This is a genomic window from Endozoicomonas sp. NE40 (assembly GCF_040549045.1).
Lineage (GTDB): Bacteria > Pseudomonadota > Gammaproteobacteria > Pseudomonadales > Endozoicomonadaceae > Endozoicomonas_A > Endozoicomonas_A lisbonensis.
Genome location: NZ_JBEWTB010000002.1, coordinates 2090184 through 2111032 on the forward strand (window position 1 = coordinate 2090184; position 20849 = coordinate 2111032).

16 protein-coding genes are annotated in these 20849 nt (G+C 48.5%); 11 read left to right on the forward strand and 5 right to left on the reverse strand.

The window, feature by feature from the left end; genetic code table 11:
- Positions 1-43: 43 nt before the first annotated feature.
- Positions 44-712 carry an isoprenoid biosynthesis glyoxalase ElbB gene (gene elbB / locus V5J35_RS10415; RefSeq protein ID WP_354011162.1) on the reverse strand — a complete coding sequence of 223 codons (669 nt, stop codon included), beginning with the start codon at positions 710-712 and terminating at the stop codon, positions 44-46.
- 188 nt (positions 713-900) lie between these two features.
- On the opposite strand from elbB, the gene V5J35_RS10420 reads away from it, so the two are divergent.
- The 6 genes from V5J35_RS10420 to pgi all read left to right on the forward strand — a co-directional run bounded on the left by V5J35_RS10420 (position 901) and on the right by pgi (position 8409).
- Positions 901-2097: a retropepsin-like aspartic protease gene (locus tag V5J35_RS10420; protein WP_354011163.1), complete on the forward strand. Its 1197-nt coding sequence runs from the start codon at positions 901-903 to the stop codon at positions 2095-2097.
- Between the two features lie 645 nt (positions 2098-2742).
- Positions 2743-4272, forward strand: a complete 1530-nt coding sequence (pcnB, locus tag V5J35_RS10425; protein WP_354016334.1) for a polynucleotide adenylyltransferase PcnB — start codon at positions 2743-2745, stop codon at positions 4270-4272.
- Entirely contained in the window at positions 4269-4835 is a 567-nt protein-coding gene (gene folK, locus V5J35_RS10430) for a 2-amino-4-hydroxy-6-hydroxymethyldihydropteridine diphosphokinase (RefSeq protein WP_354011166.1), read from the forward strand. The genes pcnB and folK overlap by 4 nt, the downstream gene beginning before the upstream one ends.
- Positions 4836-5010: 175 nt before the next feature.
- Positions 5011-5805, forward strand: a complete 795-nt coding sequence (gene panB / locus V5J35_RS10435; RefSeq protein WP_354011167.1) for a 3-methyl-2-oxobutanoate hydroxymethyltransferase — start codon at positions 5011-5013, stop codon at positions 5803-5805.
- 43 nt (positions 5806-5848) lie between these two features.
- Complete coding sequence (gene panC / locus V5J35_RS10440; RefSeq protein WP_354011168.1) at positions 5849-6700, forward strand: pantoate--beta-alanine ligase; 852 nt, start codon at positions 5849-5851, stop codon at positions 6698-6700.
- Positions 6701-6744: 44 nt separating this feature from the next.
- The gene (gene pgi / locus V5J35_RS10445) at positions 6745-8409 is read left to right on the forward strand and encodes a glucose-6-phosphate isomerase (RefSeq protein ID WP_354011169.1); all 1665 of its coding nucleotides are present in this window, start codon (positions 6745-6747) and stop codon (positions 8407-8409) included.
- Positions 8410-8488: 79 nt separating this feature from the next.
- On the opposite strand, the gene V5J35_RS10450 is transcribed toward pgi, so the two are convergent.
- Both V5J35_RS10450 and V5J35_RS10455 read right to left on the reverse strand, forming a co-directional pair.
- Positions 8489-10795, reverse strand: a complete 2307-nt coding sequence (locus V5J35_RS10450; RefSeq protein ID WP_354016335.1) for a hypothetical protein — start codon at positions 10793-10795, stop codon at positions 8489-8491.
- Positions 10779-12275, reverse strand: coding sequence for a hypothetical protein (locus V5J35_RS10455; RefSeq protein ID WP_354016336.1), 1497 nt, complete (start codon positions 12273-12275; stop codon positions 10779-10781). The genes V5J35_RS10450 and V5J35_RS10455 overlap by 17 nt, the downstream gene beginning before the upstream one ends.
- Before the next feature lie 150 nt (positions 12276-12425).
- Here V5J35_RS10455 and add point away from each other — a divergent pair, with 150 nt between their 5' ends.
- From add to V5J35_RS10480, 5 genes are all read left to right on the forward strand, one after another.
- The gene (gene add, locus V5J35_RS10460) at positions 12426-13418 is read left to right on the forward strand and encodes an adenosine deaminase (RefSeq protein ID WP_354011172.1); all 993 of its coding nucleotides are present in this window, start codon (positions 12426-12428) and stop codon (positions 13416-13418) included.
- Between the two features lie 205 nt (positions 13419-13623).
- On the forward strand, positions 13624-14763 hold the full coding sequence (locus tag V5J35_RS10465; protein ID WP_354011173.1) for a cupredoxin domain-containing protein: 1140 nt from the start codon (positions 13624-13626) through the stop codon (positions 14761-14763).
- Positions 14764-15015: 252 nt separating this feature from the next.
- Positions 15016-15996 (forward strand): hypothetical protein, encoded by a 981-nt coding sequence (locus V5J35_RS10470; RefSeq protein WP_354011174.1) that lies wholly within the window; start codon positions 15016-15018, stop codon positions 15994-15996.
- 78 nt (positions 15997-16074) lie between these two features.
- Positions 16075-18012, forward strand: a complete 1938-nt coding sequence (gene acs / locus V5J35_RS10475) for an acetate--CoA ligase (protein WP_354011175.1) — start codon at positions 16075-16077, stop codon at positions 18010-18012.
- A gap of 36 nt (positions 18013-18048) precedes the next feature.
- On the forward strand, positions 18049-18756 hold the full coding sequence (locus tag V5J35_RS10480; protein ID WP_354011176.1) for an SDR family oxidoreductase: 708 nt from the start codon (positions 18049-18051) through the stop codon (positions 18754-18756).
- Between the two features lie 456 nt (positions 18757-19212).
- On the opposite strand, the gene V5J35_RS10485 is transcribed toward V5J35_RS10480, so the two are convergent.
- Together V5J35_RS10485 and V5J35_RS10490 are read right to left on the reverse strand one after the other, a co-directional pair.
- A complete protein-coding gene (locus V5J35_RS10485; RefSeq protein ID WP_354011177.1) occupies positions 19213-19971 on the reverse strand; it encodes a transposase in 759 nt (252 codons plus the stop codon).
- A 44-nt stretch (positions 19972-20015) separates the two neighbouring features.
- Positions 20016-20591, reverse strand: a complete 576-nt coding sequence (locus V5J35_RS10490; protein ID WP_354016337.1) for a hypothetical protein — start codon at positions 20589-20591, stop codon at positions 20016-20018.
- Positions 20592-20849: the final 258 nt, after the last annotated feature.

Genomic DNA, 20849 nt, shown 5'->3' on the forward strand with positions numbered 1-20849 from the left:
CTCCCCATCGTCATCCCCACCTGCGTGGGAATGACGGCTTCCCTCACGCCAGCTGCAATACCTTCTCTACCAGCTTTTCAATGCCGTCCGCCGCTTCACCGATGCGATTTGCCAGCATATAGGCGGGGGTCGTCACCAGTTTACGCAACTCATCCACTACAATATCATCAACAGGACAGTTGACGTGCTTAACGCCTGTGGCTTCCATTGCCAGAGCTGTTGCCTCATCGTTGCCAATGGTGGCCTGTACACCTTCACTGAATATGCGCCCTGCCAGTGCCGGAGCGATACACAGTAAGCCCAGAGGCTTGCCTTCATCAGCAAACGCCCTGGTGATAGCCAGCACGTCCACCTGAACACGAACCTCAGCGCCGTTAAAGGCAAAGTCCGACAGGTTCTTGGCAGCGCCAAATCCTCCGGGCAGTATCAACGCATCATAATCTTCAACGTGCAGCGACTGCACCGGTTTGATTTCTCCTCGGGCAATACGGGCAGACTCAACCAGAACATTGCGCTCCTGATCCATCTCATCCCCGGTGCAATGGTTGATCACATGGTGCTGTGGAATATCCGGAGCAAAGCACTGATATTCAGCTCCCTGACGATCCAGAGCGAGGAGTGTAAGAACCGATTCGTGAATTTCAGCACCATCGTATACACCGCAGCCAGACAGAATAACGGCCACTTTTTTACCCGCACCCAGTTTACTCATGTCAATCTCCCCCTTCTTCAGTTCAGGACTGACTATAAATAATATGCCCTCTTGGTTTGGGAGTCAGCAAAGGATTTGCGTAAATGGCAGTACTACTGCGTAACGTATAAAGCGGATAAAAACTGCATGGCTAAGCTTAAACTGAATGATTACAAATGCCTTGCCCTGACAACCGGCTGGTAACGCTCTTGAAAAGACTGATCATTGTTCATTCTCTGGTTCTATCAATCCTGATGCTATCAACGGGCATGATTGCAGGATGGTGGCTGCATTCCTGGCCGGGCGGGTCGGGCAATGAAACCTGTGAGAATCACCCATTCCAGATAATCCGGTGGGACAGTGACCTCTCAAACACCACTCCGTATCAGACCATGCAGTCTTACCATGATCAGCCCATTGGTGAACGCTCCTTGTTTATCGAGGCTCTGGACGAGAACCGGATTGATGATGCACTGGTCATTTACCAGCAGTACGAGCGAAAAGGAGCTGGTGCTTTTCTCCCCTTCAGGAAAGATCTGGAAGACTGGTTAAACCATCAGAACAGCGACTTAAGCATCAATGTTCTGGAGCGTTTTACCCAACATTATTATCAGGATGAATCGCTGCTGACACGACTGGCAAACCGTTATGAACATCAGGACCGTCTGGATTCCGCCATTACCACACTGCTTGAATTAAAAAGTTTCACGGATAGCAGCAAAAAGCGTTCAGCCCTTAACGAACGCATCCACTCTCTCAGCCGGGCTGTTTATAACCAGCAAATGAAACTGGATCGGCTGGAAACGCTGCTTGGGCTGTTCCAGCGATTATCTTCCCAGGAAGCCGACTATGGCTTTTACCGCTTTGCCCTGTCCCAGATCTATCTGGCTGCCGGTGACAACAACAGTGCTATCCGCGAGCTGGAAGTTCTTCAGACTCACTCGGAATTTGGCCGGCAGGCGGCTCAGTTACTGGCGGCCCTCACTCCTCCGCCACCAGTGGATGAACCGGAAGAGTTGCCCGGCAGTACCATCCCTCTTTCTTCCCGAAACGGGCATTTCATTATCGATGTGTCTGCAGGCAATAAAGAGACCGTTAAACTTCTGATTGATACCGGAGCCAGCCTCACTACATTGCCTTCCGACCTGCTGCAGAGACTGCGCAGAAAAAAACTGGCGGCAAGGGTTGGGCATACACAGCTGAAAACGGCCGGCGGTTATCAGTTCGCGCCGATCTATCAATTAAAAGAGCTGCACATTGGCAACTTTATTGTCAGAAATTTGCAGGTCGCTGAGCTTGACCTGTATGAACTGGGTTCAGAAGGTTTGCTGGGGATGGATGTTCTGGGGCAGTTTCGCTTTCATCTGGACCAGGATAGAAACACTCTGACTCTGCACCAGAGGTAAAGCCCCATACGTGTTACCCGAAACACTCAAAGTATCACAAGAGCTAACAAAGGTAACACAATCCCAGTCAGCAGACTTTGTCCGTAAACGGTGATAACTCCCTACCCTGTTGATTTAAAAAGCTTTTATAAAAACTGGCACGCTAAGTGCCTTAATGACGACGAACAACAATAATAACAAGAAGAAAATCAGCCCATCTAATAACAACAATAAGGGCGCGGCGAGTTGATTGTTTTACAGGATGAACCCGGTTTTCAGCCAGTAAAATTATCGGCTTTCCAGTTACTCAGTGTGCTGACAACAATAATAAGAATGAGTATCGCTGAATACAGGGGAATTGACTTCCCCTGTTTTTCTTTTCACTTCTTATTTTCTTTTCGCCCCTCCAAACCTTGCCAGTCCTGACTTTCCTCCGGCTTTTTAATGATTCGGGGAATGGCTCGCTTAATGACTCGCTTAATGACTCGCTTAATGACTCGCTTAATGAATAGTGGAATAAATAGTGGAATGCTATGATATACCCGACGTATGAGTGAACCTCCAGCAGGTATCCCGCTTTAACGGGGCCACCTGTTGCGTTTACATCAGCTTCCCTTAGCGAAACCAATAATCTGAACTTAACCAAGGCTTCATGCAAAATTCACCATGTTAAGCACCTCAATCATGGCTCTGGTGCTGGCCCTTGTTCTGGCTTTGACGGCTATGCTCTTCTGGCGCAGACAGAAAAGGGAAAACCAACCACAGGACGTACAACCTGAAACCAGCTCACAGGAAACTATCTCCGATACCGGCCCAACCGGTGACCTGACTATGCAGAATCGTGTTAACCGCCATGTGATTCCAAGAGACCACCATCCCGTATCACGACGGGAAATCAGTGATAACGCCCTGAAGGTGCTGCACCGCCTGACCAGCAACGGCTACGATGCCTATCTGGTCGGCGGCTGTATCCGGGATATTTATTTCGACCTGCACCCAAAAGATTTTGACGTTGCCACCAGTGCCACACCGGAACAGGTTCGCCGCCTGTTTCGTAACTCCCGGGTAATTGGCCGACGCTTCAAACTAGTACATGTGCTGTTTGGCCGTGAAATGATTGAAGTGGCTACGTTCAGGGCAAGCCACGACAACACGACGCAGGACCAGAAACATGGCCGGGATAAATCCCAGCATTCCGATTCCGGCCGAATCCTGCGTGATAACGTTTACGGAACCATGGAAGACGATGCCCTGCGCCGCGATTTCACGGTGAACGCCCTCTATTACGATGCCCGTGATTTTACCGTGGTGGATTTCTGCAACGGTGTGCAGGATATCGAAGATGAAGTGTTACGCCTGATTGGCGACCCGGTCACCCGTTACCATGAAGATCCTGTGCGCATGTTGCGCGCGCTTCGCTTCAAGGCAAAACTCGACTTCACTATCGATCAGGAAACCGCTGACCCGATCTTTGAACTGGGTCATTTGCTGCGGGACATTCCGTCAGCCCGACTGTTCGATGAAATTCTGAAACTGCTGCAATCCGGCCAGGGCGTTCGAACTTTCGAACTCCTGCAGGATTACGGTTTGCTGAAACACCTGTTTCCAGCCACACACCATTGCCTGGAAACAAGGGGGATGGAAACAGGGGGTAAGTACAGTGAAGACCTGATTTTCAGCGCCCTGCGCAGTACCGACAAGCGCATTGCCAAAGATCGTCCGGTGACACCCGCTTTCCTGTTTGCCGCTTTGTTATGGGGACCATTGCAACGCCAGTTCCGCGATTTACAGGAACAGGGCGTTCCTCCCGTTCCTGCCATGCAACAGGCTGCCATGATCGTACTGGACAACCAGTGTGCCCATACTGCCATCCCCAAACGTTTCACCATGACTATCCGTGACATCTGGGACCTGCAGTATCGTCTGGAGCGTCGTCAGCCTAAACAGATTGATGGTCTTCTGGCGCACCCGAAATTCCGCGCCGCATACGACTTCCTGGTGCTGCGGGAAGAGTCCGGCGAACAACTGAACCATGCCGGACAGTGGTGGACAGAGGTTCAGGAGAGTTCTGACCAGAGCCGTAACGAGATGATTCGCTCTCTGCGCAACCAGCCTGGCAATGGTAACGGCCGCAAACGTCGCCGTCGTCGCCAGCCAAGAAAGCGTGCGCCACAGAACAGGAATCCAGAATCATGACCAAAGCTTACATCGCCCTGGGCAGTAACCTCGACAACCCAGGGCTGCAACTGCAACGGGCGGTCGACGAAATTGACAGTGCTTCAGGCATCCAGGTCACCGGCTGTTCAAAACTCTACCAGAGCGTGCCTCTTACCGCAGACGCTCTTGATGAAGGCTCTCTTAATAAAGGCTCTCTCAGTAAAGACGCTCTTAATAAAGAGCTGCCGGAAGATCAGCCGGATTACTGCAATGCGGTGGTAGAAGTTGACACCACACTGCACCCCATAGAACTACTGGATGCCATGCAGACCATTGAAAACAACCATAGTCGTGTGCGTTCAGTACGCTGGGGACCTCGCACACTGGATCTCGATATCCTGCTCTATGGCAATGAAACCATTGAGAGCGAACGCCTGACTGTGCCACATTACCAGATGCATGTGCGCAACTTTGTCTTGTGTCCTCTGCACGATATTGCTCCTTCCCTGACTATGCCTGACGGCAGAACCGTTAAGGCTTTGCTTCAAACAACCGGCAAAGACGGACTGAAGGTTATTGCAGACCAGTATCCGTGGTTTTAACCTGCCAACAGGCAGCGCAACAGATACGACCGTTGCGCTGCCTGTCACTGCGAACTGACACATCGCAAAGCTTTCCGTATAATCCCCGCCTGAATTAATTACTTTGGAAATGCAGCACCCGTCACTGATGGTTGAGTACGTACACCACACTGATGGCTGCTTAAGGTCTTTACAGATGGCTAAAGTTACCCTGCAAACACTGGCAGCAATGAAAGAGTCCGGTGAAAAATTTGCCTGCCTGACCGCATACGATTCCACATTCGCGAATATCGTCAGCACTCAAGGGGTTGAAGTCATCCTGGTAGGAGATTCTCTGGGTAATGTGATCCAGGGAGAAAACACCACCCTGCCCGTGACCGTTGATGATATGTGTTATCACACCCGCTGTGTCGCCAGAGGCAATGAAGATGGACTGGTTATGGCAGACCTGCCCTTTGCGTCTTACCACGACGAAGAGCAGGCGATTATCAACTCCGCCCGCCTGATGCGTGCCGGAGCGGATATGGTCAAGCTGGAAGGCGAAGGCTGGCTGCCTCCGATCGTGACCCGACTGCGTGAACAGGGCATTCCTGTCTGCGCTCACCTTGGACTTACGCCCCAGCTTGTTAATGTACTGGGCGGATACAAAGTACAGGGACGTGAGATAGACCGCGCTAACGCCATGATCCAGGCCGCCATTGATCTGGAGGCTGCCGGTACAGCTCTGCTGTTGCTGGAATGCGTACCTGTCAGCCTGGCCCGTGAAATCACGAAAGCGGTTTCCATTCCGGTTATTGGCATTGGAGCAGGACCAGACACTGACGGTCAGATTCTGGTGAGCTACGATATGCTTGACCTGACACCGGGCCGCAAGGCTCGCTTTGTTAAAAACTTCATGGAACAGGCTGGCTCTACTCAGGAAGCGATAGCAAATTACGTCAAAGAAGTAAAAGACGGTAGCTATCCTGCTGAAGAGCACTGTTTTAACTAAAAAGTCTCAACTAAGGCTTTGAAAGGCGTTTCAGTCAAGCATTATGAAAACCGTTCATTCGATCTCTGAAGTCCAGTCTGCCGTTGCGGCGCTTAAAGCAGAAGGTAAACGTGTCGGCTTTGTTCCGACCATGGGCAACCTGCATGACGGTCACCTGACCCTGGTCGAAAAGGCCAGGGAAGTGTGTGATGTGGTGGTGGTCAGCATTTATGTCAACCCATTGCAGTTTGGCCCCAATGAAGATTATGACTCCTATCCCAGAACCCTGGAACAGGACAGCCAGCTGCTGATAGAACATGATGTCGACATTCTGTTTACCTGCCAGACCCGGGAAATTTATCCTGAAGGCAGTGAAAACCATACTCATGTCAGCGTCGACGTTCTGGACGGCATGCACTGTGGCAAAAGCCGCCCGGGTTTCTTTACCGGCATCGCTACCGTTGTCACCAAACTGCTTAACATCGTGCTACCTGATGTCGCGGTATTTGGTGAAAAAGATTTCCAGCAGCTGACCATTATTCGCAAGATGGTGCGCGATATGTGCATGCCGGTAGAGATTATTGGTGCAGCTATTGCCCGGGAAGCGACCGGACTGGCTATGAGTTCCCGTAACGGCTACCTGACCCGGGAAGAACGTGAAGTCATTGCCCCAACGCTTTATCAATGCCTGTTGGATGCCCGTGAAGCCATTATTGCCGGTGAACGGGATTACGACCTGCTGCGTCGCAACGCCTTTGCCAAACTGGCAGAGGCAGGGTTCAAGCCGGACTATTTCAATATCAGCAACACACGCACGCTGCTCCCAGCGGCTGCTGAAGACCAGTCACTGGTTATTCTGGCAGCAGGCCATCTGGGTAAGGCCCGGCTGATCGACAACATTGCGTTTGACCTGTAACTCAATTAATTACGAACGACTCCCTACACCCAAGAGGTTTAACAGTGAGTACTCAATCATCCCCGATGACCCCTCTGAGTCATCTCTCCTCTTCTGACAAACTGGTTGAACTGCAAAAGCAACTGGCTGGCACTCATCTGCGCGACCTGTTTGACGCAGACAAACAGCGTTTTGACAAGTACACCATGGAAGCGGCTGGCCTGTTCCTGGACTACTCCAAAAACCTGATTAACGACGATGTTCTGGCAAGCCTGACGAAAATGGCAGAAGAAGCCAAACTGCCAGAAGCCATCAAGGCCATGTTCTCCGGTGAGAAAATCAACAACACCGAAGGACGTGCTGTACTGCACACAGCCCTGCGCAACTTTGGCACAGACCCGATCATGGTCGACGGCAAAGACGTGATGCCAATGATCCGTGACACCCACAAGCGCATGAAGGAAATCACTCAACAGGTACACAAAGGCGAGTGGAAAGGCCACACTGGCAAGCCCGTCAAGCACATTGTGAACATCGGTATCGGTGGTTCTTACCTGGGTCTGAAAACTGCCATCAATGCCCTGACCCCATACCACGTTGAAGGTCTGGAGCATCACTACGTTGCCAACATCGACCCGAACGAAATTTCTGAAGTACTGCGCAAAATTGATCCGGAAACCACCCTGTTTATCGTGGCGTCCAAGTCCTTCGGTACTCTGGAAACCCTGCAGAATGCTCAGGCTGCCCGCAAGTTCATGCTGGAACAGGGTTGTGCTGAAGCGGACATCCGCAAGCACTTCGTGGCGATCTCCACCAACCTGAAAGCCATCGACGAGTTTGGTATTGCCCAGGAAAACACCCTGCCTCTGTGGGACTGGGTAGGCGGTCGTTACTCCCTGTGGTCCACTATCGGCCTGATGATCAGCCTGGTGGTCGGCTTCGATAACTTCGAACGTCTGCTGAAAGGCGCATGGGAAATGGACAAGCACTTCGCTGAAGCGCCTCTGGACAAAAACATGCCGGTACTGATGGGTATGCTGGGTATCTGGTATCAGAACTACTTTGGTGCTGAGTCCCATGCGGTTATCTCTTACGACTACTTCCTGCGTGACTTCCCGGGTCACCTGCAGCAGATGGACATGGAATCCAACGGCAAGCGCACCACTCTGGACGGCAAAACCGTTGATTACCAGACAGGTGCCGTTATCTGGGGTGGTACCGGCACCAATGACCAGCACGCTTACCACCAGCTGCTGCATCAGGGTACACGACTGATCCCTGTTGATTTCGTAGCGCCAGCGACTTCTCACAACCCTCTGGGTGAACAGCACCCATGGCTGTTCGCCAACGCCGTGGCCCAGAGCCAGGCGATGATGCAGGGCAAGACCCTGGAAGAGATCCGTGACGAAATGCTGGCAGCTGGCACAGCGGCTGAAGACGTTGAACGTCTGGCACCCCACAAGGTCATTCCGGGCAACCGTCCGAACAACATGATTGTGCCTGAGAAGATCACTCCGGAAATCGCCGGTGCGCTGTTCGCCCTGTACGAACAGAAAGTCTTTGTTCAGGGTGTTCTGTGGCAGGTGAACTCCTTCGACCAGTGGGGCGTGGAACTGGGCAAAGTGCTGGGTAACCGTGTTTATGACCGTATCACCGAGAAAGGTGCAACCACGGATCAGGACAGCTCTACCAACGGTCTGGTGAATCGCTTCAAGCAGTTTAATGCCTGATAGTTCTTCGGGCTGATAACATAAAAACGGAGCCTGCCGGCTCCGTTTTTATTTCACTCTTTTTATAATGCAACTTTTATCAGTCAGTGATGCTATCCAGCCTGAGGCTTGTCAGTTCACCCTCATTGGCTTTTTGCTGCCAGTCACCATAATGTTGCTTTACAAGCTCGTGGATAATGCCGTGGGCGCTCTCTCCCAGCTTGTCATAAAGTGCCTGAACAAAGGCTCCCTGAGTTTCCATCAGCTGTTGTTGCTGACGACTTAATGCAACGATATCGTTCTGAGCTTTCCCCAAATCGGTTTGCATATCCTGCTGATACCTCATCAGCTTAAGTTCAGCATCCATTCTGCCTCGTTTTTCATCATCACGAGCGGCTTCGACAGAACAGAGCTCCTTGTCCATTCTTTTTTCCTGATCAGCCAGTTGATGCTCAAGTTGGAGTACTTTCTGCTTCTCTTTTTGCAGGTCAGCCTGAAGATACTCTCTGGCATCCTGATCAGATTCCAAAGCCTGCAGCCTGACATCCATGGACTCTTTCTCAGATTTAAGCCTGTTCAACTCAGCTCTCTTCTCTTCTTTAAATTGAGCAAAATTATCTTTGCTCTGTTCCAGAGCCTGTTGCAGCTTAAGCTGTTCACTTTCAGCTGTACGAACCCTTTTCAAAAGCAGTCTGTTTTCAAAGTCACGTCCCTTGCCTGATTGTGAAGTTTCAACACCGGTGTTGAGCATACTTGTCGGGCCAGAACTGGCAGGCAGGCTGCTCATGCTGGCATAAGGCATGGATGTCAGAGTCTCTTCAGAAACCATACTCAAAGGAGCACCCTCTTCCCTGAAGTTCATACTGTAAAGGCTGCTTTCACCGGTATAAGGCACCATAGAGCCGGGTTCCAGACTGAAGAGTTGTGAGTAATCAGGAACAGGATGAACATCTCTGGGTTCCATCATCGTCACTCTCAACTGATCGTTTTCCAGCCTCAGCGCCTTAAGGTCATCTTCCAGCTGTTGAATCTTCTGATGCAGACCAGCATTCTCTATGTCCCTGTTGACCATGGGTGACAGGGAGGCCAAAGCAGGGGTTGTTTCAAATGCCTGAGGTTTCAGCTCCTCAATTTCCGTTCTCAGAAGCGCGTTGTCTTCGATCTGTTGATCCAACTGGTCTTTAAGAGTGGCTACCTTTTTCTTCAACTCACTCTCAGTTCCTTCAGCCCGATGCAGTTTTTCAATCATGTCCTGCTGCTGATTAAGCGCCGCTGTCCGTTCTGATTCACGAACCTGAAGCTCTCCCTGAACCTTGATTAATCCCTTTTCTAACTCTTTTACCAGAGACCATGCCTCATCCTTCTTTTTCTGAGATTCCTGAAGCTCTTTCTGAATGTTAAGTTTCTCTTTCGTCTGTGCCTTGAGCTCATCCTGCTTTTGTACAAGTTCATTCTTTGCTGTGTCCAGTTGCTTTTGCAAAGCTTCAGCACTTCTTGCCGCCTGTCTCAAATCAGCAGCTTCCTGATTCAATTCGTTGATCTCATCAAACAGTCTTGATCGCTCGGTATCAAATTCGTCAGCATTTGAATCTCTAACTTTCAGGCTGGCTTCTGCTCTGGATAGCTTAGACGACAATGCTTCATTATCTTGTTTCTGCTGTGATAACTCTGCTTTCATTGCCTCAATGTTCTGTATCAGACAGGCTCTTTCCTGCTCAACCTGTTCCAGCTCATTCAGTCTTTCCTGTTTTTGCTGCAGGGTCACTTCCAGCTCTTCAGACTGACGCTTTAGAGATGCAAGTTCTTTCTCTGTTGCTCCAATCAACTCAGCCTGACGCCTGATCATAGAATTCTTCTTTTTAATATCTGTCGTCAGCTCTCTCTGGCTTGTTTCCAGGGCGGCCAGTGTTACAGACTGTTTCTCAAATTGGCTTTCAGAATAAGTAACCTTTGACCGGGCATCGGCTAATTCATTTTTCAGCTTCATCATTTCCGTGAGATACTGCTGCTTGTCCTGCTTTGCCTTATTCATCGCCTGTGTAGCTTGTGTCACTTTTTTCTCCAGAGCGTCTTTCTCCGGAAGCTGTGCCTGCTCATCTTTCAATTGAGCCAGCTCGGTCTGAAGGCTCTGCATTTCCATCTTCTTGCTGAGCAAATCTGATTTAAGCTTTTTTTCCCTCTCTTCGGCTGAGGACAACTCACTGCGCATCATAGCGTGCTGGCTACGCATACCTTCAAGCCCGGAGAGTTGTTTAGCAGAATCATTTAAATTCTTTACAAGCTGATTCACCTGCTGCCTGGTTGATTCAAGCTCTTGTTCTGTTCTTTTTAATTGACTTTTTGCAGCGCCAAACTCAGCCATCTGTTCACTGAGCCTGGTTTTTTCTTTTTCATACTTTGTAAGCAAGTCCAGTTTTTTCCCGCAATTCTGACTGCAAGATACTATTATCATCCTTTGATGTTTTTAGTTCGGCCTGTCTGGTTTCCAGAGATTTTTTCAGTTCATCCAGTTCTTTTTCAGCTTTGAATTTATCCTTCCAGGCTTTGTCACCGGTTGACTTCTGAACCGACTCTGAAATTTGAGATATCTTTAGTTCTCGCTGAAGACTTTGCAGTTTCTCCTGCTGTTCAGCACTTTCTACCTCTAGCTGCTTAACCTTTAGCGTTTCAGCTTTAGCCTGTTCTCTCAGCTGCTGAATGGCAGTTTCTGCATTTGCTTTTTCTGCTTTCAGTGCATTATAACTTCTTTTATAGCGATCCAATCGCTCCTCAAGCTGATGAGTTTTTGATAAAGAAGAGTGTCGAAGGCTTTCGTTTTCTAAACGAGCCTGCTCTAGCTGCTGATGTTCAGAGTCCAGTTCAGATCGGACTTGCTGATACCTGCTGGCGTAATCTCCCCGAGTGCGTAACTGATCAGCTTGTTGCTTGACAACCTCGGCCATACTATTCAACTGGGCGGTTAGTACCCCTCCCTCCTCCAACGCCTGGTTTTTTTCAGACTCCACAGATTCCAATTTTTTATTAAGGTCCATATTCACGTTCTGGAGGTGTTTCAGCTGCCTCTTAGCAACAGTCAGCCTTCCTTGTACATCCTGCATCGTCAGATCCGCGGAATCTGCCAAACTGGCATTTTTTGATCTTTCGAGCTTCTCGTTATCCAACTCTCTCTTGTAGAACTCGATATCCTGGCCTGCACGCCTCAGTTGTTCCTGAAGTGCAGAAAGCTTTTGTTTCAGATCAATATTGTCATTTTTTGCTTTTTTCAAGTACTCCGTTATTTTTTTGTAAAAAATTTCTCTTTCATTTTCAAAATCGACGCCTGAAGCCTCAACAAACTCGGCGTACAGTTGAGGATCATTGTCCTTCAACTCATCCTTCAGAGCCTTTTGCAATTTGTCATACTCATGCAGAACATCATCAGCCATCTTTTGTAGTTGCTTATGATGGATGCTCTGATTCTTTTCCGCATTTTTTAAATAAGGGATATCTTTAGTAAAAGCGATTGTTATTGTATTGAACGTTTCAAAGCAGCTCTTAAGCCTGTCATAGTAGCTGGCTGCTACTTCGGCTTGTTCACAGGCTTCCTGTTGAGCCTCTCTTGCAAAATTCTGACTTCCGCCATACCCAAAATAGCTGGTAATTCCACTTAAGTAGCCTGCTGAGGCTTCGGCAGTTTCTGCTGCCCAATCAGGCAATGGCCTCGGCTTTCGCGGTATTCCCAACTGTGTTTCATTACCCACCAGTCTTTTCAAATCAGTAATTCGTTCGATAGCGTAGTTCAGGGCTTTAGCTGAGTCGTTTAGGGTAGCTCTTCGGGACAGGTCTCCCAGCTTACCTTTGGCGGCAAACAGAGAACCATGGGCTTCAGGTATTTGAGGGACAGACATAGGTAATTCCTTTTCATCAATTAAGTTCCATCCCTCCTATAGAACAATTCATTGATGAATAGTTCCCTGACTTGTTTTGAACCAGCACTTTTAGACTTACGTATTATTCCCTGCAATACTCTGCTGACTACACCAAAAAGAGCCAGCTCAATGATCGACAAGTCCATCCCGTTAACAGATATCCATCGCCATCTCGACGGCAATATCCGCCCGGAAACCATTCTGGCGCTGGGCCAGCAACACAACCTTGAGTTACCCGCTGATACGCTGGATACACTGATTCCCCATGTTCGGGTTCTTAGCAACGAGCCTGATCTGATCAGCTTCCTGACCAAGCTGGACTGGGGCGTAAAGGTTCTGGCGGACTATGACGCCTGCCGCCGTGTAGCCTATGAAAACGTTGAAGATGCGCTCAATGCACAAATCGACTATGCAGAACTGCGTTTCAGCCCCTGGTACATGGCAATGACCCATAACCTGAACCCGGAAGGTGTGGTAGAAGCCGTTATCGACGGAGTCACAGCCGGTAGCCGGGACTTTGGAGTAAAGACCAACCTGATTGGCATTATGAGCCGAACCTTTGGTCAGGAAGCCTGCCAGAAAGAGCTGGATGCCTGTCTGGCGTTTAAAGATAAACTGGTGGCTATTGATCTGGCAGGTGACGAGCTGGGCAAGCCCGGCGAACTGTTTGTCGATCATTTCAGACAGGTTCGGGATTCGGGTCTGAATGTGACGGTTCATGCCGGTGAAGCCGCAGGACCGGAAAGCATGTGGCAGGCGATTAACGAGTTGGGGGCTACCCGCATTGGTCATGGCGTTAAAGCCATTTCTGATCCGAAACTGATGGATTATCTGGCAAAACACAACATCGGTATTGAATCCTGCCTGACCTCCAATGTTCAGACCAGCACTTTCCCGGATATTGCTTCCCACCCGCTGAAAGCCTTTCTGGATCACGGCATTCTTGCCACCATTAACACCGACGACCCGGCGGTTGAAGGTATTGAACTTCCCCATGAGTACGAAGTGGCCGCACCGGCCGCTGGCTTAACTCAGACAGATATCCGCAAGGCTCAGGAAAATGGTCTGACGATCGCTTACCTTTCTGAAGAGGAAAAAAGACAACTCATAGCCAGCTGCTGATAGTCTCACGACAGGTTCTGTCTATCCTGAGTCGACAGGACAGAACCTGCTGTCAGGTCATGTTTTAAGACACATAAAACTTTAATGACAGCCATAAATAGTTCCCGGAACAATAACATTCGCAGTACAGCATTGCTGGCTATAATTGAATTCCCTCAAAATAAACTTCTGAAATTTAATGCCGAATCAGGCGGAGAATTTTTCTATGAAAGTTTCAGTGCTGACTGCTGTGTGGTTATTGTTGGCAAGTTTTACCAGTGGTGTAAAAGCGACGTATTTACCGACCCTTATCTGGTCCTCAAACAATCAGCTCTTTTCTGAAAACAAAGCACTGTGTGTTAAACAATATGACTCATTGATTTTTGTTTGTCCTAACCTCAGTCTTCTATTGCGCTCTTATACGTCTGGGGAACTAACAGACTTGAAGGGTGCACCGAAAAAAATAAAATTGTATGAAAATTTATGGTTTGTTGATCAAGAAGGCTATGAAACCTGCAAAATCAATCTTAATAAAAAAGAAAACAAACTGGTTAAAACATGTAAGACATCAGACAATGCGAAAATTGCTTGGCTGCGTGTACAAATAAATATTAATCAAGCCGACCCGGAACTGCCCCGCTTTAAATATAATCAGATGCATTATTATATATCAACAGCCAATGGAACCTTAGGGTCCCTCAACAACTTGGAAGGGGGGCACTGCACAACCGATAATATGCGACTGAAGGTGTTTTTTTACAAAACTGATAACTGTCTGGATTGCAGCGAAGGAGAGGTGAGAGGAAAAAGGCTGGATTATTTTTTCTGTGAGCCCCGGTGTACTGAAAGTCAGGATGGTACTTTGAAGTGCCGAATGAACTGGCTTGTTGACAGGGAGATTTCAACATCTGTGACAACCGGTTCAAAGGTTGAAAGCACGGCAGGCCCGGAATCGTTGCAGCGAACAGGATTTTTTTGGATTCCTGATAAAAATCACAGAGTGTCACTCTACAGAGAGAGCCCTCAGAATGTGGTTGTACAATGCCCAACAAACGGTACCTCCTTTATTATTGAGCATGAGAATACGGAGTTTTGCCAGAACAACCCCGAATTTGAACATGGAAAGGTAATGACATGCTCTGACAGCAGTCAGGAGCTTATGGCTTCGACAGAGACCCCTTCACAGCGCTGTTTCTCACTCTGGACCAATAGTACAGGTGAACCTGTTTATAAGGCATCACTGATCGTCGATTACCACGAGCGGGCGGACTCCACAGGTTCAGTGGCTTGCGCTGAACATTTTGGGGTGTTATCCGCTGCTGCCCTGTTGTTCTTTCTGTATCCCGGAATGGCTGCATACGACTAAAGACATTTGTCGTACAACCAGCAAATTCATCAAATCCCGGTAAACCACCGCCTCTGGCGGTGTGACTCGACAAGGCTCTGCCGAAACCATTTATGTTTCAAACAGGCTGATACCCATTCTCGAAATGAACTCACTGATCAGATATACGAGATCAATGCATTTGATTCATGATCTGCTGTCGTCTGATCTGGATATATTCCCATACTGTGCCAATCTGATAGCTCCATAATCAGCAGTTATAAAGTCACTATCATGATGGTATCCAAACGTTTGCTGATCGCAGCATCTTTCTGTTTTTCACTGCCAACGGTTTCATTGGCCGATGTTTTTCCCTGTCCTCCCAAGGCTAAAATTAAAATGGTAAAAAGCAGCCATAACGATCATGCATCCAATATTTACTGGGAAGCCAGCCTCAAGGAGCTACCTAAAGGTATGCCAACACTCTTTAAGGGAGCCAGGTTTACCTCAAATGGTGTATTCGGAGAAAACAAGGAACTCTCGGACTCCGATATGCCCATAACGCTCTTTTTTGCCGGAGCAACTTACAACATGGGCTCAAACTTTGAATATGGGTGTAACTATAAAACTAAGAGTCACAAGGATCTTGCCGTGACTTTGAATCTCAGTGAAAACTACCTGTCAGTTTCCAATAAAATGCCCATGCTGATCGAACCGTACGGTCAGCACTGGGAACCTCTTGGTGAAAACAAGGTGTGTACAGGTACTGCAAAACAATGCTCTTTTCACCTTCCTCAGTATGCTGTCAGGGCAAGGGCTGAGGCAGAAATACCGGCTCAGAACGCTTTCAGACTGACAGTAAACAAAGTGAAGGGTAATGCAGTCGTTGCAAACAACGTAACCATTAATGCAACTAATGAAACTCAACACCACTTTTTTTCGGGTTCTCATTTCAAAGCTACCCATCCAACGGACATCAAGCTGTTTGACCTGAAAACGCCCGTCGATATCGAATATTTCCTCAAAGCCAGAGAGGGAAAACCAAGATCAACTAATGCAGATGAGTGCAAAGTCGACTCCGGGGAGATCGTCGAGTGTTCATGTTCTTCTGACAACCTGATGTTAAGCTTCAATTCAAACGGTCATACCATGGTGGACCTGTTTGCTGTTTACGATGAAAACAACGCTGCCAGCAAAGTCCGGTGCAGTTTGTTCAACGTTCCGGCCTCCACCGACGAACACGAGCCTCACGAGCACGAGCACGACGAGCACTGACCAAAATTTTTACTAATTTTTCAGACAGCTGAACAGTCACTTCTATACTGGTTGATCTTTACCCAAGAGATTCAGCCAATGTCCGAAAAGAACATCTATCCGGTTCCTGACCACTTTCAGCATGCCTGGATGACCGACGAGAAATACCAGTCACTCTACCGGTATTCTCTGGAAAAGCCGGAAGAGTTCTGGAGTTACAAGGCTGAACACTATATCAACTGGTTTCGTCCATGGGACAGCGTTTACGAAGGCGACTTCAGCAAAGGCGAGGTATCCTGGTTCAGGGGTGGGCAACTTAATGTCAGCGTCAACTGCATAGACCGTCACCTTGAAAAGCGAGCTGATCAGACCGCTATTCTCTGGGAAGGAGATACGCAGGACGAGCAGAAAAGCTACACCTACCAGCAATTGCATGATGAAGTCTGCAAACTGGCTAATGCCCTGAAACAACTGGGGGTTAACCGGGGAGACAGAGTTTGTATTTACATGCCCATGATTCCGGAAGCCGCTTTTGCCATGCTGGCCTGCGCCCGGATCGGGGCTGTTCATGCGGTGGTATTTGGAGGCTTTTCCCCAAACTCGCTACAGGACCGGATACTGGATTGCGACTGTCAGATGGTGATTACTGCCGATGAAGGCATACGCGGTGGCAAGACCATTCCCCTGAAAGCCAATGTCGATGAAGCCCTGCGGTGCTGCCCTGACGTTAGCAATGTTCTGGTCGTGAAATACAGTGGCAGCGACATTCACTGGGTCGAAGGCCGGGATCACTGGTATCACAGTCTGACAGCCACCCAACCAGCAGACTGCGATCCGGAAATAATGAACGCCGAAGACCCTTTGTTTATCCTTTACACCTCCGGTTCAACTGGCAAACCAAAAGGTGTTCAGCACACAACAGCGGGCTACATACTCTACACCACCGTTACCTTTCACTATGTCTTTGACTACCGGGAAGGAGAAGTTTATTGGTGTGCTGCCGACGTTGGCTGGATTACCGGCCATTCCTATATGGTTTACGGGCCACTCTCCAATGGTGCCACAACCCTTATGTACGCCGGTTTGCCTTTCTGGCCCGACGCTTCACGAATCTGGGATATAGTTGACCGGCATCAGGTGAATATCGCTTACACCGCCCCGACAGCTATCCGGGCGCTGATGGCAAAAGGCAATGACTATGTAGACAAGTCTTCCCGTTCCAGCCTGCGTCTGCTGGGAACCGTGGGGGAACCCATCAACCCGGAAGCCTGGCAGTGGTATTACAAAGTGGTGGGCGATAGCCGCTGCCCGGTTGTCGATACCTGGTGGCAGACCGAAACCGGTGGCATCATGATCACCCCCATGCCCGGAGCGAATGCTCTCAAACCGGGCTCAGCCACTCGCCCTTTCCTGGGCATTCGTCCCGACCTGCTGGACGATGACGGCAACAAAATTGTAGGTCCCGGAGAAGGCAATCTGGTGATATCCGGCTCCTGGCCCAGCCAGATTCGCACCCTGTACGGCGATCACCAGCGCATGTTAGACACTTACTTTAACCGTTTTCCCGGCTACTACTGCACTGGCGATGGTGCCCGCAGAGATGAAGATGGTTATTACTGGATTACGGGCAGGGTAGATGATGTACTGAGTGTTGCCGGACATCGCCTTGGCACTGCCGAAGTTGAAAGCGCCCTGGTTTTACACCAGGCCGTTGCCGAAGCGGCAGTCGTCAGCATTCCTGACCCTGTTAAAGGCGAAGCTATCTATGCCTTTGTGACCCCCATGGATGACGCGGAACCTTCTACTGAGCTGGAAAGCGAACTGATCAAGCTCACCGCGTCTGAAATTGGCCCAATTGCCAAACCGCAACGTATACAATGGACAAAGGCTTTACCCAAAACGCGCTCTGGAAAAATCATGCGTCGTATTTTGCGGAAGATAGCCCGGGGGGATACGGATAATCTGGGTGATATCACAACACTGGCAGACCCTTCTGTGATCAATCACCTGATAGAGCGTTCCGTTACCGATCAATAGCTATAAGCAACTCTGTAAAGAGTAATGGTAAACACTATGGACATTCTGATCACAGGTGGTAGTGGAGGCATTGGACTGGCGATGGTTAAAACCCTGCTGAAAGAGATGCCCGATACAAAGGTTCATGCCACCTGGCGATCACAGGAACCTGTATTTCAACATCACAATCTCACCTGGCACTCACTGGACTTAACCAGTGAGCCACAGATACAAAGCCTGTCAAACAGGCTTCCAAAGCTGGACTGGCTTATTAATGCTGCCGGCGTACTCCATAATCAGCATCACCAGCCTGAAAAAACAATTCAACGTGTTGAGCCTGACTTTTTTCTTGAGAACCTCAAAATCAACACACTCCCCACCCTGCTGCTGGCCAGATATTTCCAGTCAGCCCTGAAGCAGTCTGAAAGCAGTCGCTTTGCCGTTATCTCCGCCAGGGTTGGCAGTATCTCTGATAACTATCTGGGGGGGTGGATCAGCTACCGATGCGCTAAAGCCGCCCTGAATATGGCACTGAAAACACTCAGTATTGAATGGAAAAGAACGGTTCCCAACTGTACAGTTCTGGCCTTGCACCCCGGTACAACCGATACCAGACTTTCAAAACCGTTCCAGAGGAATGTTTCTCCGGAGAAACTGTTTACGCCAGAGAAAACTGCCAGCCTGTTGTTAACAATTATCAATGAGTCGTCGTCTGATTACTCTGGAAAGTTTTTAGCTTATGACGGAATCGAGTTGCCTTGGTAAACTAAATATTCCCCTACCGTATCTTATTTCACTAGTGCCGTATACTTTCTCTATAGTAGCTTCAGAAAAAAGCCAGCCACTAAACTCAAGAGTAAATCAGCGAAAATTATTAAGCTATTCCCCAAAAAATTCATGTGCGATACGCAAATAGAAAATAACAACGAAACACATAAGGATCAGGTCTTCAAAAGCAACAGTAAGCCAACATCACATATAGGGTAAATACTTGTTTTTTTTTCATTTTCTTGTCTACTATTTTCTTATTGAAATAATACAGGTATAAATTAATGGCACTGACTTAAGCCGCACCCCGCTAATACATGGTCAACCTGCGGGATTCTGCCCTTGAGTGTTGAAGCCTTCTATGAGGTTTCGGTCGTCTTTTTATTGATGTTCTGTAGTTATACGTAACACTTTTTATGCGCCTAAACCTCAAAAATGACAAGGGTCTGAGTGTCACGTATAACTCGAAAAGATCAGTACTGCCCTTGGCTCACTTCGTCCGGGGCGATTCCCTACAATATGTTCTGATACGATTTTTATCATTTGCCTAACCAATTTTGGCAATGATGATATATCTGCCTGTAACAGAGGCACATGAAGCTCCTGCATCGCCTCCTGTGCGGCTTTGAAGCTCATTTCCCGAGCCTGCTTTTTCAGTTCCGTCGCTGCTTGCGCCATCAGGGCTCGTATCAGATTGTAAACCAGCAGGTGAACAGTGATCTCTTTCCTGACCATTTCTGGCGTTTTACAGCGCAGTATGTCCATCTTCATAAGGCATTTGATGGATCTCAAATCCAGTTCAATATGCCAGCGGGCAAGGTAAAGGCTGATGATTTCTGACCTTGGGTATTTATCATCATCCAGTAAGGTAGTGACGATGACCCGTTTTTTGTTTTTCACAACCCTTATCATCAATTCATCTGGCACCCAATGGTCATAGTATTCACGATCCATCCAGTCAGGTCGTGGCGGCTTCTCAAGACGGATCAATCCATCTTTTTTGCCCAACTTCTGGCTGCATTGCCTGAAGTCTACGTGACGAGCACCATTTTTCTCAAAGACAGCATCTATGTCCCCTAATTGAAGCAATGCGATCAGAAAATAATTTTCAAAGATAGCGTCACCGAGCACAATATCATTGGCTTTGAGGTGTCCGAGCAACTGCCTGGACAGGGCGACCTCACCTGTCTGCTTACCTTGGAATGGAGCCACTGCGTAGCCCAGTACCGAACCACTGCCCAATGTTGTAAGTATTTCTATTCGCAGGAGTGGATTTCCGCCCCCTTTTTTTGGGAGCCGTGCTGCGGGTAGACTTTCTGATTCTCATCAGTATCAGGCATCGAAAGTGTTGAACCATCAGCAATGACCACCCTTCGATCAAACCAGCGCCACGATTCAAGGCTGCCGCTATCCAGATTATTACCAGATTGAGTCAGAAGCACCATGAGGCTTGATTCAGTAAGGCGCTGTCTTGCTTTGCAGTAAGCGCTGTTGTCTGTTCTGCTTGACTCGTGTCCCAGGGCTGACTGATCTCTGTTATCAGTGATCAGGGCATTTCGGCAGGATTTATTTTCACTCGCTGTTTGGTGCATAAAGAGGCTGAGGGTCTTCACGGGCGGGAAGTCTCTGACTCTACTGCCAGTGTATTCTGACTGAAAGTCGTCGAGGTGCTCTTTCTTTAATATGCTGGAAAGCTCACTATCTCCAGCCAATGCGAATGGCTTTAAGAGTTTGTCAGCGAGAGAGAAATATTCTGGACTAAACTTGGTCATGGCATGCTCGGGGCGTTGATATTTTACACGACTTTTATAGTCGATTTTCTTCTCGGGCAAGCCTTGATACTTCAGGGAGGTCGGCTTAAGTCAGTGCCATTAAGGTATAAATTATTTAATATTTGCTAGTATAAAAGTTTCCAAAATAACTCAACTGCCCGCTTCAAAAAAACCAATCTGGGCAGATGACTTTCAAATTTTTCAGAATAGACTCTCCATCCGGACTAAATTGGCGATTCAATAGAGATGGTATGAATTCATTTAATGTTATGGCGTAATTTTTTTCAGATGTATTGCATATCTAATCTGGCAATTTAG